The organism is Paenibacillus baimaensis (assembly GCF_025567575.1).
Genome location: NZ_JAOQIO010000124.1, coordinates 22,990 through 40,290 on the forward strand (window position 1 = coordinate 22,990; position 17,301 = coordinate 40,290).

General features: G+C 46.0%; 17 protein-coding genes. 5 read left to right on the forward strand and 12 right to left on the reverse strand.

The features are described 5' to 3' along the window. Positions 1–7: 7 nt before the first annotated feature. The 3 genes from OB236_RS36450 to OB236_RS36460 all read right to left on the reverse strand — a co-directional run bounded on the left by OB236_RS36450 (position 8) and on the right by OB236_RS36460 (position 1,467). A complete protein-coding gene (locus tag OB236_RS36450) occupies positions 8–205 on the reverse strand; it encodes a copper ion binding protein (RefSeq protein ID WP_262688422.1) in 198 nt (65 codons plus the stop codon). Positions 206–419: 214 nt separating this feature from the next. Next, on the reverse strand, positions 420–737 hold the full coding sequence (locus OB236_RS36455) for a metal-sensitive transcriptional regulator (RefSeq protein WP_144026373.1): 318 nt from the start codon (positions 735–737) through the stop codon (positions 420–422). 118 nt (positions 738–855) lie between these two features. Next, the gene (locus OB236_RS36460; RefSeq protein WP_262688423.1) at positions 856–1,467 is read right to left on the reverse strand and encodes a TetR/AcrR family transcriptional regulator; all 612 of its coding nucleotides are present in this window, start codon (positions 1,465–1,467) and stop codon (positions 856–858) included. Positions 1,468–1,702: 235 nt separating this feature from the next. Here OB236_RS36460 and OB236_RS36465 point away from each other — a divergent pair, with 235 nt between their 5' ends. Then, positions 1,703–4,903, forward strand: a complete 3,201-nt coding sequence (locus tag OB236_RS36465) for a bifunctional cytochrome P450/NADPH--P450 reductase (RefSeq protein ID WP_262688424.1) — start codon at positions 1,703–1,705, stop codon at positions 4,901–4,903. A gap of 160 nt (positions 4,904–5,063) precedes the next feature. On the opposite strand, the gene OB236_RS36470 is transcribed toward OB236_RS36465, so the two are convergent. After that, on the reverse strand, positions 5,064–5,342 hold the full coding sequence (locus OB236_RS36470) for a DUF2277 domain-containing protein (RefSeq protein WP_076228812.1): 279 nt from the start codon (positions 5,340–5,342) through the stop codon (positions 5,064–5,066). A 74-nt stretch (positions 5,343–5,416) separates the two neighbouring features. Further along, positions 5,417–6,463 carry a YeiH family protein gene (locus tag OB236_RS36475; RefSeq protein ID WP_408638561.1) on the reverse strand — a complete coding sequence of 349 codons (1,047 nt, stop codon included), beginning with the start codon at positions 6,461–6,463 and terminating at the stop codon, positions 5,417–5,419. A gap of 176 nt (positions 6,464–6,639) precedes the next feature. Here OB236_RS36475 and OB236_RS36480 point away from each other — a divergent pair, with 176 nt between their 5' ends. Together OB236_RS36480 and OB236_RS36485 are read left to right on the forward strand one after the other, a co-directional pair. Next, the gene (locus OB236_RS36480; RefSeq protein WP_262688425.1) at positions 6,640–7,524 is read left to right on the forward strand and encodes a LysR family transcriptional regulator; all 885 of its coding nucleotides are present in this window, start codon (positions 6,640–6,642) and stop codon (positions 7,522–7,524) included. 179 nt (positions 7,525–7,703) lie between these two features. Beyond that, positions 7,704–8,837 carry a GNAT family N-acetyltransferase gene (locus OB236_RS36485; RefSeq protein WP_262688426.1) on the forward strand — a complete coding sequence of 378 codons (1,134 nt, stop codon included), beginning with the start codon at positions 7,704–7,706 and terminating at the stop codon, positions 8,835–8,837. A 180-nt stretch (positions 8,838–9,017) separates the two neighbouring features. Here the strand turns inward: OB236_RS36485 and OB236_RS36490 are convergent, their stop codons facing one another. The 4 genes from OB236_RS36490 to OB236_RS36505 form a co-directional block, all read right to left on the reverse strand. Further along, on the reverse strand, positions 9,018–10,619 hold the full coding sequence (locus OB236_RS36490) for a response regulator (RefSeq protein ID WP_262688427.1): 1,602 nt from the start codon (positions 10,617–10,619) through the stop codon (positions 9,018–9,020). Between the two features lie 43 nt (positions 10,620–10,662). Beyond that, on the reverse strand, positions 10,663–10,908 hold the full coding sequence (locus OB236_RS36495; protein WP_317259425.1) for a sensor histidine kinase: 246 nt from the start codon (positions 10,906–10,908) through the stop codon (positions 10,663–10,665). A gap of 361 nt (positions 10,909–11,269) precedes the next feature. Beyond that, on the reverse strand, positions 11,270–11,740 hold the full coding sequence (locus OB236_RS36500) for an SRPBCC family protein (protein WP_262688428.1): 471 nt from the start codon (positions 11,738–11,740) through the stop codon (positions 11,270–11,272). Positions 11,741–11,811: 71 nt separating this feature from the next. Then, on the reverse strand, positions 11,812–12,738 hold the full coding sequence (locus tag OB236_RS36505) for a MerR family transcriptional regulator (RefSeq protein ID WP_262688429.1): 927 nt from the start codon (positions 12,736–12,738) through the stop codon (positions 11,812–11,814). A 193-nt stretch (positions 12,739–12,931) separates the two neighbouring features. Between OB236_RS36505 and OB236_RS39900 the strand changes: the two genes are divergently transcribed. Then, entirely contained in the window at positions 12,932–13,858 is a 927-nt protein-coding gene (locus OB236_RS39900; RefSeq protein WP_317259419.1) for a methyl-accepting chemotaxis protein, read from the forward strand. Here OB236_RS39900 and OB236_RS36520 read toward each other — a convergent pair. Then, positions 13,849–14,994 carry a hypothetical protein gene (locus OB236_RS36520; protein ID WP_262688430.1) on the reverse strand — a complete coding sequence of 382 codons (1,146 nt, stop codon included), beginning with the start codon at positions 14,992–14,994 and terminating at the stop codon, positions 13,849–13,851. The genes OB236_RS39900 and OB236_RS36520 overlap by 10 nt on opposite strands. A gap of 191 nt (positions 14,995–15,185) precedes the next feature. Here OB236_RS36520 and OB236_RS36525 point away from each other — a divergent pair, with 191 nt between their 5' ends. Continuing rightward, positions 15,186–15,737 carry a hypothetical protein gene (locus OB236_RS36525; RefSeq protein WP_262688431.1) on the forward strand — a complete coding sequence of 184 codons (552 nt, stop codon included), beginning with the start codon at positions 15,186–15,188 and terminating at the stop codon, positions 15,735–15,737. Positions 15,738–15,897: 160 nt separating this feature from the next. On the opposite strand, the gene OB236_RS36530 is transcribed toward OB236_RS36525, so the two are convergent. Both OB236_RS36530 and OB236_RS36535 read right to left on the reverse strand, forming a co-directional pair. Continuing rightward, positions 15,898–16,314, reverse strand: a complete 417-nt coding sequence (locus OB236_RS36530) for an organic hydroperoxide resistance protein (RefSeq protein ID WP_076228802.1) — start codon at positions 16,312–16,314, stop codon at positions 15,898–15,900. 102 nt (positions 16,315–16,416) lie between these two features. Then, complete coding sequence (locus OB236_RS36535; RefSeq protein ID WP_262688432.1) at positions 16,417–17,211, reverse strand: helix-turn-helix domain-containing protein; 795 nt, start codon at positions 17,209–17,211, stop codon at positions 16,417–16,419. Positions 17,212–17,301 lie beyond the last annotated feature (90 nt).

Consider the following 17,301-nt stretch of genomic DNA (forward strand, 5'->3'; position numbering starts at 1 on the left):
CGATGGATTACAGGACGTCGTAGCCTTGCTCCTCGATAGCTTCTTTTATACGTTCAATAGTGAGTTGGTTATCATAGGTCACATCAACCGTGTTGTTCTTCAGATCAACTTTTCCCGAGGCACCAATTTCCTTCAAAGCCCCTTCAATGGAATTTACACAGTGCTGGCAGCTCATTCCTTTTACTTGCAATGTAGTGTTGTTCATAATTCCTCATCCCTTCATCTTATCCATTTTGTATGATTATAAATTTTTACCTAATCTGCCCTTGAACCTTAGTACTCTTTGTCAACGATCGTCTAAACCACAGTATACCCCCTCACCCTATATATAGTCAACAACATTTTACTATACCCCTGTATCCTATATTATTACCGATAGAAAAAGCAGCATGCTCTGCTGCTTGATTGTATATGCATGTTTATTTCATCAACTTGTTCACCGTAGTCATGAGCTCGTTTATTACTTCCGTATCGCCTTCCTTGATGCGTTCGACGACACAGCTTTTCATATGATGCTCCAATAAGAGCTTGCCTACTCCATTCAAGGCTGACTGAACGGAGGCGATTTGATTCAGAACATCGTCACAATACGTATCCTTTTCAATCAAGCCTTTAATTCCGCGGATCTGACCCTCAATTCGATTCAATCGGTTGGTCAGGCTGCTTTTCACTTTATCGGAATGATGGCTTTTCCGTCCTGTTTCTTCATGCGAGCAGCATTCCTGCTCCTGATCCATGGATGTATCCAGCATATCGATTTCCACGCTCATTGGACTCGCCTCCTTTATCCTTTCGTTAAATTATACTATACTCCCACACCCTATACAATCCTCAATGCATCTGAAACCATTTTTCTTAAACCTGCTCACTCCCAAGGAATCCCGCAGCTTGAATCGGGCCTTTTGTAATTACTTCAGACATGATCACTGTCATCTGTTCAGCCGAATAATGAAAATCATGCTCCACCCACCATACAATCGTGCCAATATACAGAGACGACAGGCAATTTTCCAGAAAATCGTTGGGGACTCTCTTAGAATCCGGTGTCTGTGCTGAAATCTGGTTTAACACTTGGTGAAAAATGTGATGAATGATCTGTTTCATTTTATCATGAAAGCGCGGTACTTCATGCTTGCCGAGCATGGCCTTGGAAAATACGGAATGCTCCAGCACATGCTCAAACACGGTACGGATAATAGCCTGCGACTTGGACAACTGATCGGTTTCATTGGCAATAACGGCGGTAAGTTTGATCGTAAGCTCATCCAGCACTTCGTCCGTGACGATTTCGAGAAGATCCTTTTTATCTGTATAGTGAAGGTAAAAGGTATTACGGTTCGTCATGGAACGCTCGGCGATGTCCTGAATGGTTATGGCTTCGTAGCCCTTTTCCACAATAAGCTCCAGAAATGCGCGGCGGATCAGCTCTCTCGTTTTGATAACACGCAGATCGATTTTCTTAGGCATAAGCGGCTCCCTTACTGCAACAATTTTGTGAAGTTATAGGCATTAATGAGCAAAGTGATGTATAAACATCAAATCGATCATAACTCCATATTGTATCCCTATGGGATGTATCTATAATTTAATTATAATCACGTTGTTGATTAATTAACAAACCGTTTGTGTAATAATTCCTGCGTATTGATCAAATAGTAATCTGGTGATAGCTGCCGGAAAAGAAGCCTAGGAGGTCGTAAACATGAATAAAGTAGCCAATCCACTTATTCCCCAACCCAAAACGTACGGTCCGCTTGGCAATCTGCCTTTAGTTGACAAGGAAAAACCCGTACAATCCATGATTAAGCTGGCTGAGGAGTTCGGGCCTATTTTCAAAATGGATATGCCGGGTCGGCCGATTATCATGATTTCAAGTGAAACACTAGTCGCTGATGCTTGTGACGAATCACGTTTTGATAAAAATGTACACACCGCGTTGATGAACGTCCGGGCCTTTACGGGCGACGGATTATTTACTGCGCGTACAGATGAGACCAACTGGCAAAAGGCGCACCATATGCTGCTGCCAAGCTTTTCGCAGCGGGCGATGCAGGGATACCATCATATGATGGTTGATATTGCGATGCAGATGGTCCAGAAGTGGGCACGCCTGAATCCAGACGAAAGTGTAGAAGTCCCCGAGGATATGACGCGGCTGACACTGGATACGATTGGTCTGTGCGGCTTCAACTATCGGTTTAACAGCTTTTACCGGGAAGAACCGCACCCGTTTATAACGAGCATGGTCCGCGCGTTGCACGAAGCCATGAACCAGCTCCAGCGGCTCGGGTTGCAGGATAAGCTGATGGTGCTGACGAAACGGCAGTTCAAGCATGACATACAGTCGATGTATACGCTGGTAGACAAGCTGATCGCTGAACGTAGGGAACAAGGAAGCCAAGGTGTGGATGATCTGCTGGCACATATGCTGGAAGGAGTCGACCCGGAAACTGGCGAAGGCTTGGATGACGAAAACATCCGCTTCCAGATCATAACGTTCCTCATTGCTGGGCACGAGACGACGAGCGGTCTGTTATCGTTCGCTATCTATTATTTGCTTAAAAATCCGGATAAGCTTCAAAAAGCTTACGAAGAAGTAGACCGTGTGTTAACAGGACCCGTGCCTACGTACGGGCAGGTTCGTGAACTGAAATACGTCCGCATGGTGCTGAGCGAAGCGCTGCGACTATGGCCGACGGCACCCGCCTTCTCGCTTTATGCCAAAGAAGATACACTGCTGGCCGACACCTACCCGTTGGCGAAGGGCGAGGCCGTGACTGTGCTCATTCCGCAGCTTCATCGCGATAAGCAAGCCTGGGGTGAAGACGTGGAGGCATTCCGGCCCGAGCGCTTCGAGGACCCGAGTAAAATACCGCATGATGCCTACAAGCCATTCGGCAACGGTCAACGTGCCTGCATCGGACAACAGTTTGCGCTGCAGGAGGCGACACTTGTGCTCGGGATGGTGCTGCAGCATTTCGAGCTGATTGATCACACCAATTACCAGCTGGATGTGAAGGAAACCCTGACCTTGAAGCCAGATGGATTAACGATCCGTGTTCGTCCAAGAGCGAATGCGGCTACAGGTACCGTGGTGCTCACTTCTCCTACTGCTGCACCGAATACAGCAACACAGTCCAGGGAATCTGAGCAAAATGAGGCTGCTGCAGGTGTTCCTACTCATAACACACCCCTGCTCATCCTGTACGGCTCGAATTTGGGCACTGCCGAAGGCATAGCCAGAGAACTCGCTGATGCAGCCAAGCTGCAGGGCTTTCGCTGCGATGTTGCCACACTGAACGACAGGGTCGGCAAGCTTCCCAAGGAAGGCGCTGTATTTATCGTAACGGCCTCCTATAACGGAAAGCCGCCAAGCAGTGCCCGCGAATTTGTCCACTGGCTTGAAGGTGTTGAGGCTGGCGAGCTGAGCGGTGTGAAATATGCCGTATTCGGCTGTGGCGACCGCAACTGGGCAAGCACCTACCAGCATATCCCGCGTCTGATCGACGAGCAGCTTGCTGCCAAAGGCGCTACCCGTCTTGCTGAACGCGGCGAAGGTGACGCTAACGGAGATTTCGAGAAGCAGCTCGACGATTGGCGGGCCCAGCTGTGGCCTGATGTGATGGATAAGCTCGGGCTGAAGCTGAACATCAAGGCTGACAGTGAGCGCAGCACGCTGACCGTCCAGTTCGTCAGCGGCTTCGTCGGGACCCCGCTAGCTGAATCCTATGAAGCGGTGCATACTAAAGTATTGGATAACCGCGAGCTTCAGGGTGCAGGCAGCGGACGCAGCACACGACATCTGGAGATTGCGCTGCCGGATGGCGTCACTTATCAGGTGGGCGACCATCTGGGGGTGCTGCCGTGCAACCGTCCAGAGCTGGTTGAGCGGGCACTTCACCGATATCGGTTGAACAGCAATGACCATCTGATCCTCAAAGCGACCGGACGCAGCGCTGCGCATCTGCCGCTTGACCGTCCCGTCAGTCTGCACGACCTGCTGTCACATAATGTGGAGCTGCAGGAAGCAGCGACACGGGCCCAGCTGCGCGAGCTGGCAGCATACACCGTCTGTCCGCCGCATAAGAAGGAGCTTGAAGCGCTGCTTACTGAAGAGGCGTACCGGGAGCTGGTACTGAACAAACGGATCACGATGCTTGATCTGTTAGATAAGTATGAAGCCTGTGAGCTGCCCTTTGAACGATTTATCGAGCTGCTGCCGCCGCTGAAGCCTCGTTACTACTCAATCTCAAGCTCGCCACGTATTCAACCGAAGCAAGCCAGCATTACGGTTGGCGTCGTGTGCGCACCTGCCTGGAGCGGCCAGGGCGAATACCGTGGAGTTGCCTCGAATTATTTGGCGGGGCTCCACGTAGACGATGATGTGGTCATGTTCGTGCGAACCCCTGAATCCGGCTTCCAGCTGCCGGAGGATACAGAAACGCCAATCATTATGGTGGGCCCTGGAACAGGTGTCGCTCCGTTCCGCGGCTTCCTTCAGGCACGAAGCGCTTTACAGCGTGAAGGAAAAAAACTGGGCGCAGCGCATTTATTTTTTGGCTGTCGGGGCGATGAAGACTATCTGTATCGTGAAGAGCTTGAGCAATTTCAAAAGGAAGGCATCGTCACGCTGCATTGTGCATTTTCACGGAAAGTGGATACGCAGAAAACGTACGTCCAGCATTTGATGAGTCAAAGCTCCAAGCTGCTGATCGACATCTTTGACAACGGAGGCATACTTTACGTTTGCGGTGACGGCAGCAAGATGGCGCCGGATGTGGAAGCCACTCTGATACAGGCTTACAGCGAAGTTCATAACCTCGATGAACAGCAGTCCAAGCAGTGGTTAGACCGGTTGCAGAACGAAGGACGTTATGCCAAGGATGTGTGGTCTGGTATATAAGTGATGAAATCGATGTAATTACAGCATATTAGTGTAGTTTATTATTAATATCATTAAATAAATGGTCGTAAAAAAAGGGCTGAATCCACAAAAATCGTTTTGTGAATTTCAGCCCTTTTCCTTGCTCTTTTTTCCATTTATTTATGGCTTCCCAGTTCCTTTATTCCTCTGCTGTGCCGAACCTTTTGGCAGATCTGGCACGAGCACGCTCGATCTCGACCTCACGATTACGAGATTCGGCATTGGTTACTAAAGTATCCAACAGATCCCGGGCAACTACAGCCACCTCTGAAATGGCGCGATTGAACGCTTCTTCATTCGCCTTCGAAGGCTCGGTGAAGCCAGATATCTTTCTCACGAACTGGAGCGCCGCTGCATGAATCTCCTCTTCAGTAGCTGGCGGGTCGAAGTTAAATAATGTTTTGATATTTCGGCACATGGCAATCTCCTTTTGCTAACCGTTATTACGTTAATTTTACTACACCCTCTCCCCTTCATGCCAGCCAATCATTCTCACAATCCATTTAATCCGAACAGAATGACTAATACATATCCCAGTACCGAGAGCAATACCGATCCTATAAGACCCGCGGCAAACGACTTCATACCCAAACGGCGAAATGTGCTGATATCAACATTAAGCCCAAGTCCAGCCATGGCCATAGCAATGAGTACATAAGCCACCACAATGAATTGATTCGTAACAACTGTTGGCATAATACCAAGTGTATTCACACCGCTCATCACCAGAAAGCCTACAATGAACCAGGGGATCGGAATCGACTTCCAGTTCGTTTTGTTTACATCTGCATTTTTTTTGCTTTCCTCACGATTGGCCCAAATACCAATTACAATTGCTACAGGAACCAGAAGAGCTACACGTGTCAATTTAACGATAACAGCCAAATCCACAGCTTGTTGACCACCCGGTGCTGCTGCAGCGATCACATGCGCAACCTCGTGCAGGGTTGCACCTGTAAATATCCCATAACCGCTTGCAGTCAGACCCATCAGCGGATAAAGGAATGTGTACACGAGAGTAAAAATAGTTCCCAATATAGCGACCGTGGCTGCCCCAATCGCCGTTTCATCATCATTAGCCTTAATTTGCGGCGCAATGGCGACAACGGCAGCTGCTCCACATATAGCAGTACCACATGCCGTTAAGATACCTAAACGCTGTTCTACTTTAAACAATCTGGCAATGCCGTATACGACAAAAATCGCAAACACGATATTGATGACAGCAATAGCGAGAACCTTAGGACCTGCATGCACGATATCGATCAGATTCAATTTCATCCCCAATAAAATAATGCCGTATCGCAACAGCTTTTTACTTGAAAATGAAATGCCTACTATGGCTTGCTGAGGCACACGAACCGCTGCTCTCCATCCGATTCCCAGCAAGATGGCTATGACAAGCTGGCCCATAATACTGAGAAACGGCAGCACGGCCAAATATTTGGCTGAAACAGCAAGCAACAGCGTCAAACCAACACCGGGGATAACATCCCACATTTTATTCTGCTTATTTGGCAAGGCATAGGTTTGTACCATTATCCTCACTCCCATTCTTATATTGTAAAGCCATACAGTTGTCTGTAGATCCACTATAAGGCTGTTTCAATCATAAGTTAAATACCAATGTATTATTGTAATCATGAGAAAAACTAATGATTGGGTTGTTGTATTTCCTGAGCACAGGTACAATGTTGTTGTGAGGTGGAATGGAAATGATCGTTGAAACTCTTCGAGTTTTTGTTACTGTAACGGAACAAAGAAACTTTTCAAGAGCTGCAGAACTGCTCAATTTGTCGCAGCCCGGTGTGTCTCTACACATTCGCAATCTGGAAAATGAATATGGAGCCAAGCTGATGCATCGTTCACCAAAGCTTGTCAAATTAACCGAGGCTGGAGATATTTTGTATAAACGAGCGAAGCAAATTCTTGCTCTTGCGGAAGAAGCGAAGCAGGAAATTCAACTACTGAATGAAAAAGTGACAGGCTCCCTGCAAATTGGCGCCAGCTTCACAATCGGGGAATATATTTTGCCGCGGGTGCTTGCGGAGTTTGCCGTACAATTTCCAGAGGTCGAAATGTCGGTTACGATTGCCAATACAGAGGAGATCACCCAGGCGTTGAAGGCTAACACGCTTGATCTTGGTATCGTTGAAGGTAATGTGGTGTCCAGTGGGATGCTCATTACCCCCTATATGAAAGACGAAATGATTCTGATCGCGTCTGCTGAGCATCCATTGGCTTCCAAAAAAAACGTAAAACCGGAGCTGCTGCAGGATCTCACCTGGGTACTTAGAGAAAACGGATCTGGAACGCGGTCCTTCAGCGAACAGTTTATTCAAGCTGCTGGATTAGCAATGAAACGATCCTATGTATTTAACAGCAGCCAAGGGGTCAAAGAAGCGGTCTCTGCGGGTCTGGGTATTGCCATACTCTCACGTTGGATTGTAAAGAAGGAACTGGAGTCGGGCGAATTGTGTCAAATTCCCGTTACCCCCAAACTATTGGAACGGAATTTTTGGATCATTCGAAACCATGATCATTCATCATCCATGGCTGTGAATATGTTCTTGCAGAAGCTGCTTCTCAGTAAGAGCTAATCCATTCCCTCCGAGTCGATGCTTAGGCAAGTCTATTCACGGAATAAAAACAAACATTTTTTCTTTCATGCTAAAAATATGTTTGTTTTCTTTATTGTTTATGATACTATTTTCGCAGGAGCTGCAATAGGTTTAGGGTACAAGCTTCATATTATAAGATGATCTGGAGTGAGTAGAGAATGGATATTCGATTAGTAAAAAACGATGAATTGCAGCAAGCCGTCCAATTGGCAGACGATGTATTTCGTAAACCAGGACAAAGCTCGATGGGCACAAGCTTTCCGTTTCTGTTTGCACCGGGATTAAGTCATTCCTATGGAGCTTTTGTTGACGGCCGACTCGTTTCCTTCATGGGACTTGTCCCGTTTGTGATTCATGTTGGCGATGCGAGGCTTAACGTATTTTCGATGGGGGCTGTGTGCACGCATCCTGACTATCGTGGACAAGGTATTGCGGGCCAAATGCTGGATCGCTGCAAGCAGCATGCTGAAGAAGCTGGCGCCTCTCTACTGTTCATTTCAGGTGACCGTTCGCTCTATACACGCGTACACTGCTACCCATTTGGTCTTACAGAGCACTTCACACTGGATGCGGAAGGAGCCGTTCGGCTTAAAGCCGCAGCGTCAGCTTTACAAGCTGGAGACAGCCCACTTCAGCTGCGACCGTTCCAGGCTGCGGATGCGTTCGCTCTGCATGCGGCAGCTGCCACACGTGAAGTCGCGTATGAGCAGAGCGTTACCGATCTCGGCAGGATGATAGATGCGGAAGCCTACGCCAGCTGTATGAAATTGGAGCATCAAACCTTAGTTGCCGCTCATGGAACCGGCAGCGTTGATTCATTTGCCGTGATTGCTGCCCCAGGGCGTTCTGCGGATAGCAAACCTCCAACTGCCATTGAATTTGCCGGTCCAGCCGCTCACGTTGGTTCCCTGTTGGCTGAAGCGGTTGAGCGTTTGAATCTCACTCAGCTAAAAATTCCAGTAAGCTGGCACGAACAACAATTGTTAGGACTGCTGCAGGAAGCTGCTGTACCTTACGAAACGAAAGCGAACAATGGAACTGTATATGTCGTGAATCCGCAGCGGGTTCTTGAGCAAGCTTTCCCGGTTGCTGACAAGGATCTCAAGCAGGCGTTTGCGATTACCTCTCTGGAGGAAGGCAGCTACAAGGTGAAGGCCGGAGATACAAGCATCGAAGTCAATCCAGCTGAGCTGGTTTCGCTGCTGTTCGATCCATTATCACCACTCAAGCCACTCCTGCCAGGCTGGTCTACAATACCGCTTCCTCATACTAGCGGGCTTAATTACATTTAAACGTTGGCAAAAGGACTTTTTCACAACTTCCCACAATGATATCCTTACCGTTCTACATAAACTTATATGCATAGCTAAGAGTAGGCCGCTACGTTCATGGCCTACTCTTTTCATTGTACCGATAGGTTCGGACCAGCATTTCGAAACGTATCCATGACACCGCATCAAATGTAACCGCTCTCAGACTAATTGCCCCATGGAATCAGATGTAGTTTGCGCTAGCTTCCGATATTGAGTAGGTGTAATCCCTGTGTACGCTTTGAATATCGAGCAAAAATATTTGTATTCCCGATACCCGACATTCTCGGCGATCTCAAAAACTCGTTCCTCCGTACTGACCAAGCTTGCTTTGGCGTGATCGATACGGACTTCGTTCAAGTATTCGGCAAAGCCTTTGCCAAAGTTTTGTTTGAAGATGATACTAAAATAATTTGGCGTAATTTTGAGCCATGCCGCTACCTCCGAAGCCTTCAAATCCGTGGTGTGTCGGGATTCGATAAATTTTTTAACCCGTTCGGTAATCCAGTGATGCTTTCCTTCAAGAGATGAATGAATAATTGAGGACAACGCCCGAAGCTCGCGACGGAGTAAGGTTTCCATAGCACGAGTGGAGTTATGCACCTGTAGGTCGATTTCATAAGTATTAAAAAAATCGGTATGCTGAGATAAATCGATCCCATTACTGTGCAGCTTACGCTGGAGAATAATACTCAATTCCTTAATGGCCTGTAAAATTTCCTTCAGCAGATAACCTTTCTCGCGAAACTCCTGCATCATCCCTCTGATAATGTCATCCAATTCCTCGAAGTTTCCGTAAAAAAGGACGTGCACCAGCTGCTTCTCCAGCTCGAATGGGGCAAAGGGAAGAAGACATTTCCTCAATGTCTGTTCCTGCTCGTAGAACTGAACCGTGTTAAAATCCGAAAGAACACTCAGCTGCAAAACAGATACAGCTTGCATATAGCTGGGGTATACCTGATCCAATGAGGAATATACAGGCGAAATGCCGTAATGCACACGTGGGAATTCCGACATCAAACCTTGTGCATCACTCAAAGCTGCCGCTAAATCTCTGCTATCGACCTCACGTGACCCAATACATAATGATAGCAGCAGGTTGGGATGATGAAAGAAAGATATGACCTCCTGATCGATGCCCTTTAAAGCAGTAGTAATGGCCTTCTCCCACTCGCTCCGTACGGAATGCCGAAGCTCCTCCGAAGAATGATCAACCCATCCTGCGTAATCCTCAAGCTGACTTGCAATAAACCTGAAGGAGCGAACATCCGTAGATGTAAATGTCGGAAATTCCGTTTCCTTTTGTACGATTCCTTCCCCTTGAATGAGCTGAGTCAGCCACATTAATCGACGTTCATGCTCGTGCTTATGCCCCTGCTCCGCTTCCTTGACGATCTCCAGATCAATTCTTTTGACCATCGTCAAAAGCTCATCAATGTTTACCGGTTTTAGCAAATAATCCTCGATTCCAAGCCGAAGAGCTCTGCGAGCATACTCAAAATCATCATAGCCACTGATAATGATAATACGGATATGTGGCATCCATTCTTTCAATTTCTTAGCCAATTCAAGTCCGTCCATCCCATCCATATGAATGTCCGTCAGCACCAAATCAACCGACTCCCGGGATACGAATTGAAGGGCCTCCCAACCATCATAAGCTTCTCCGACCACTTCAACACCAATGGTTTCCCATGGTAATGTATGTCTCAGTCCTTGGCAAATAATAGGCTCGTCATCAACAATTAGCATTCTGATCGTCATGCTTCCGCCTCCTGTTCATTCATCCATAGAGATACTCTTAGTCTTACACATGCACCGCCTTCCATCTGATCAACAGGCAGCTCGACTCCGTAGCCGCTTCCATATGGAGACTGAATTGCAGCTTATTGCCCATTCGCTTCTGCTGCAGATTGAGGTAAGCCCTTACAAAATTCAGTTCGCTGCCCAAGGTTGTATACCGTTTCTCACTATTCAAGCACATACGAAATAATCGTGATAAGGTATCAATCAACTGGCTAGTTTCAGTCGCTCCGAAAATGTTCCTGATAATTCATATAGTTCGATATATCCTCAATGGCTTTGATTTTTTCGGTCAGATTCAGCTCGATCGTGTTCAAATCACAATTTAAACGCTTACAATTTGATCGATTTATCGTAAGCATTTCCTGTTATCATTTAAAATTCACCTTAAAAACATTATATAGGGATGCTGACTCCCGGGGTATACCAGTCGATTAATATAACATCCAAATTTTTAATACGTTTATGAATAGCTTCATACTCCAATCTATGTCCACATAAAGAAATAACCGGTTGCAAGAACATCCGGTTATTACCAAGGGAATGCCCGTCCACAATCCTGTTGCAGGCTGCGCCTTTATTATTGAATTGTCAACCTTCAAGTTCGTTCCTTATATGCGCGATGTCATCCGTTGATCAAGCTGTTCAAGAACAAATGGCCATGCCTGTTCGTGTCCGTCCCTGGAAGCCTCATCTTGAAAACCCGCATGCGTAAGCCGCAATAACGTACCCGTCCCTTGGGGTGTAAACTCCACGGTGACAATCGTTTCTGCCCCTAGCGTTCCCCCTGCTCCGGTAACCCACGTCAATTCCACTAGACGATCATGCTCAAGCCTCAGGAACCGACCGTAATGCGGATGGCGTCTTGCCTCTTTTTCCGTCTCAACTTTGTGGCTGGTTTCAAAAAAGAAAACGCTATTGACCTCACCCTTCATAATTACCGATCCTGGAGCCGCAAACCATTGATCAAACTGCTCTGTCCATGCACGATACAATACATCAGCAGATGCAATCATAAGACGTTCCGTAGTCAAACGAAATGGCCTGGACGAAAGATCAGGGAAAGTAACAGAATTATTCATTTGATTTCCCCCTATTATTTTGAATTTTCCTCTTAGTTCAGCCACACATAGTATGGATTCATTTTACAAAATCATGTATGAGCATGAGCTGGTTTCGCAGTCATAATTTCACTTTCATACCATTTATCCCACTCTCTCTGGTCGTCAGGTTGAACATAAGGGAATATTCGCGGCGAGCAATGTTGAAACCCTGTTCCGCCAAGCACAAATTTTAATTCCGGGTATTGTTCTCGACATTCCTCGATCCAATTCTCCAATGTTTCAATTAGTTCAGGATCGGTAACTGAAATGGCCACCACCAATATCTGCTTCATTTCAATCAATTGATACAAATCGTTTAATGGTGTATTGGGGCCTAAATAAATTACATCCATTCCTCTTTTTCGCAAAAATAAGCTGAATAGCATCAGTCCCATGTGGTGATGTTCTCCCTCAGGACACAAAGCTATCACTTTCGGGAGGTCAGGATAAATGGGAAGAATTCTAAAAAACTGGGTAAATCTTTGCATAATTAATTGGGAAGAAAAATGCTCCTGAGCAGTAGTTACGTCCCCTCTCTCCCATTCTTCACCCATTCGATATAGTACAGGTACCAATATATGATGGAACACTTCGTCATAGTGATATAAAGCAAATGCCAAATCTATCGTTTCGTGTGACTGGAACGTGTTGAGGTCAACCAAATGTTCGTACAACTTATCCATGAGATCTTCGTAAGGTTTACGGACTTGCGTCACTGCAAATTTTTCAATGGGTTTTTCAAACGGATGTTCCTCAATGTGCCTTTGCTTCAGCAACCACACCGCTTCGCTGACCTTCACCTTGTTTTCTTCCATTTGAATTTTTATCCATTTAAGTGTGTTAATATCGGTATCGCTATATAAACGATGTCCTCCAGCGCCACGAATAGGCGCTACAATCTGGTATCTGGTTTCCCATGCACGAATGGTCACTGCAGGAATACCTAGCATTTCAGATGCTTTTTTGATGCTATACATTTCTTAGCCACCTCAATTTAATTATACATAAATTATACAAAATGAATAGTGCGAGAGCCTTTACGGTATACATTCATAAATTTTCTACATATGTCTTGCACATTATGTATAGATTATGTATAGTTCATAACATATATCTAAATACTCTATACATATTCTATACAAAAATACTACAACCAAAAGGGAGCAGCTCATGATAAATGCAAGATATGATAGATATACAAGCAACCAAGTGCTTGATGAGAATGCTGTACTTTCAGCCATTGAACAGTCATTGGCCATGATAGAGTTTGATATTAACGGTAAAGTGTTATGGGCAAATGATAACTTTGCGAAGGCTATGGACTATCAAACAGCCGAAATGCCAGGGTTGATGCACCGGCAGTTTTGCACACCTGAATTCGTCAACAGTCCAGAATATCAATTACTATGGAATGATCTGAAAAGCGGACGCCCTTTTCAGGAAAAAATATTGCGGGTTACTAAGAAACAGCGATTATTATGGTTCGAAGCGACGTATAGCCCTGTATTTGATGCAGAAGGTCAAGTTCAAGCCGTAATTAAAGTGGCAACGGACATCACTGCGCGTGAAAATACGACTTCCCAAGTTACCCATGATTTACAACAGATGGCTCATGACCTTTTAAAGCGTGCAGAGGAGGGTATTTCTAGCAGCCATCAAATTGCTACTGCCATTGAGCTGATCGTTAAGGAAACCCATGAGAATATGCAAGTGCTCCAGCTATTGGAAAACAAGGCCGACTCCGTTCGCGGGATCATAAGCACTATTCGTGATATAGCTTCGCAAACTAATCTGTTAGCCTTGAACGCGGCTATCGAAGCCGCACACGCTGGAGAACATGGGCGCGGCTTTAATGTGGTGGCAAGCGAGGTGCGCAAATTAGCTAAACAAGCAGAGGAAGCAACAAAGGAAGTGAATACCAATTTGGAAGGTATTGCCACTCAGGTTGCAGAAATTGCGAAAGGTACGAAACGTTCTCAAACCTTAATTACAGACAGTCAACGCCTTACACAGCAGGCTGTTGATGAATTTACGGGTATCGGCCGAGCTGCACGACAACTGGATAAACAGGCCCACACCTTAAGTGATCAGCTGTAATCATTTCCATTCCAATCAAGACGCCACAGCTGCGAGATAGAATGAATAGCTGATACAGCATAGTCGGCTTCTAATCCATGCTCAAGGACGATACTAAGCCGCGGTGGGTACAAGGACTCCAATTCCGCATCGAGCTTGATCTCAATATGTCCTGACGGACTTACTTGTGCGAACATAATATGCGGCCATAGGACAGTAACAGAATGATTGTTATTCAAATCTACGGCCTGTACTCCTTGAAGTGTAATTGGCGAGATGCGGTTATAGTAAGCTATTGCTCTTGGTGTGGGTGAAGGAAAGGTACGATCGTTGTTACCCTTTGCAGCTTTCTCGGGTCGACGACGCAGCTCCCAGACAATGATACATAAGGACGGCAGTAAAAAAGCGAATACAGCTAGCCATGAGCTTGAGCTCCAGAGGTAAGCGCCTAAACCAAGTGCTGCTGACAGTAAGGCCAGCAACCACGTATACAGGTTTTCGAGCCGCTTGGATATAGGCTTCTTAACCGCAGTTGCGGCTACTTTAGAAGTATCCACTTTAATGTCCGGTTCCGTTAACTGTTCGAGACTATCGGCTCTTACTCTATAAAGTTGATGCTCACCACCCAATAGATATGAATTCGTGATGTGATCAAGGTAATCAAACGATGATTCATCAGGCTGCCACCACCCCCCAAGGAATTCCTCGATATTAGCCAGGTAAGCGATCGGATCGCCAGAAAAGCTAAAATACTGGGAAAGCTCCAGATGAACGACTGGCGATGGATGCACTTGAACATGACTGGATAACGTTCGTAGCCACTCCGACATATAGGGACTAAGCGCAGGGTACCGAGCAAGAGTAACTGGCAGACTCTCGCGCATTTGCATGGATGCTTCTACCCATGGGATATGCAAATCCAGTGCCTCGGAGAATGCCGACCATTCAGGTAAATCCTCCAACTCCTCGTCTTCCAAGTGAGGTTGAACCAAACTCCAGCTGGCTAAGAGCTGCTCACGATAACGCTCATATTGCTCTTGACTGACGAGACAAAACCACAAGGGAGCCAAAAAGTTATTCGTTTCAAAAGCAACGTGTTCATATTCCACGACCACGGTGTCTCTGTTGGTCACACTTAAAAATGTCCGGTTCCCCATATTCAAATCCCCCTCAGAAAAAACAAAACATATCCCACTGCATTCTATCTATCATTCATTAAAGCTCTTTTTGCTTTTTAAACCATGTCGTAACGGTTTTTATGCAGAATCTCCGAAATAAAGCTATAATGAGATATTAATTTTCCATTTTAACACAATCGAATCAAAAATAGCTTTAAGGAGGCGCGCCTATGACTCTCTTCTACTATATCGCCACAGATAAGGAGCTTCCGACGGGCTCATTTGGTAAAAAGAAAACCATAATGAAGCTTAAAGACGCTCTGAAACTATACCCGCCCAATGAAAATTCGCCGACCTCTATATTTGATCTCTCTCACCTCTATGAACAAAATACGGAGGTATACGAGACGGAGGAGGATGCCGCGGGTCTTTATGTCAGTGGTCCGCTTACTCATCAGGATACCTCAAAGCATTTTCGGAATCCGTTCGTTTATCAAGTGGATCACGATGGAGGCTCGTTTCAAATAAGCGACCGAATTAAGGAAATCTCACCTCAAGCTTTTCTCTTGGGTAAAAAATGTTTGACAGAGCTTTTTACCTATCTGGATCACCATCTAGTATCTGGTGAACACGCAGAACTCTATGCATGTTGGGCACATGGAATGGAGAGATTCGAGGAGCCGCGTAATCGCAAGCTGGATCTTGTGCTGAACTTGAACACATTTGAGCTGGGAGAAGAATTCGAATGGCAGGATGGACAATATATCGTGGTGAACAAATAGGCATCCATCCATATGAATAGGGTTCAGAATGAGATGCACCACCTGGTACGACAGTCCGTTCATAACCAGTTGGTCATTGGCAGTCGTCACAGCTGGTACACTCATGTCATCGTGAGGGCGTTCCTCTCTGGTTTTGGAGACATACGATCCTTTATTCTAGCTAAACTAGATTTAATTCGACCTTGATATTCCCTCTGGTTGCTTTGGAGTAAGGACATACTTGATGTGCAGCTTCGATTAATTCCTTCGCTACAGCCGCTTCGACACCTCGAATAGCTATGTCCAATTTCACTTCAAGCCCGAATCCACCATCGGATTCCTTACCAATAGTGACGTGGGCCGTAACCTCCGTCGCTTCCACTTTGATTCGTTTGGTTCTGCAAACCAAATTCAAAGCACTTTCAAAACATGCCGCATATCCCGCTGCGAATAGCTGTTCAGGATTGGTTGCTGCTCCACCCCCGCCGCCTAATTCTTTGGGCATTCTCACATCAAGATTCAGAATGTTATCACTGGATACAACCTTGCCATCTCTACCACCTGCTGCTTTTACGGTAGCTGTATATAATTTTTCCAAGTTGGCAGCTCCCTACTGTAGGTTTTTAATTGTATATGGTTAACCATTGATTATCGTTTCCATATCGATGTCATTTCATTCTGTAGCATCGTGGCTATGGACTTATCGATTACTATGTTCGAAAGTCCGATTGAGGAAGTTATTCATCAGCAAGGGAAGCGAAATCAGGATGGGAGGATCGTCCAGGCGGGGAACGTGAAGGGTAACCTCCTGATAGGGAACGGCAGCGAAGGGTTGGACCACAATTGGCTCTCTGGATCGAGTACGCAAAGTAGTTTGAGGAAGCAAAATTTCCGTCGCTTTCATCCCCCAGGAGATCGATGTTGCCATCAAATAGTAGGTACCGGGTTGTACACCCGTAAAACAGAAATCTCCCACTGAAAATAGCAGCGTTCCGTGTATAGGTAGTCCCTCCGGAATGGGCTTGGCAAATAAACCTATCAAGATAACGCCTTCAAAAGGCATCGTCGATTGAACGGTCCCTTTGATGGTTCCATATGGATTAATTGTTGAGTGCACAGTACGCAAGTCTTTAAGATGATGTAAGGAACGGAATTGGTTGCCCGCTTCCAGCGTCGAGTTCCGAAAATCTGTAGGCGTCATGCCTACTCTCTCGGTAAACCGGGTCGTAAAGGTTCCCAGACTTTGTTGTCCGATCTCTAAGCCAATATCTCGAACACTCAAATTCGTGCGCAGCAATAAATCTTTAGCTTTTTGCAAACGAAGTGAGGATACATAATATAACGGGGATAAACCAATTCGTTCTTTAAAAATTCGTGTAAAATGATACGGACTATAGGCAAGATGAGATGCCAATTGAGACAGAGAGAGCGGTTCGTCAATATGCTGATGTATGTAGGCTATAACCTCATCTATTTCTGAATACCGTTCCGTCATCTATCCGCACCTTCCCTCCGTCTATAACTCTTGATCGACATCGTGTTGATCAAACGGAACATTTGTTCTCGTTTTATTCTACCACATATT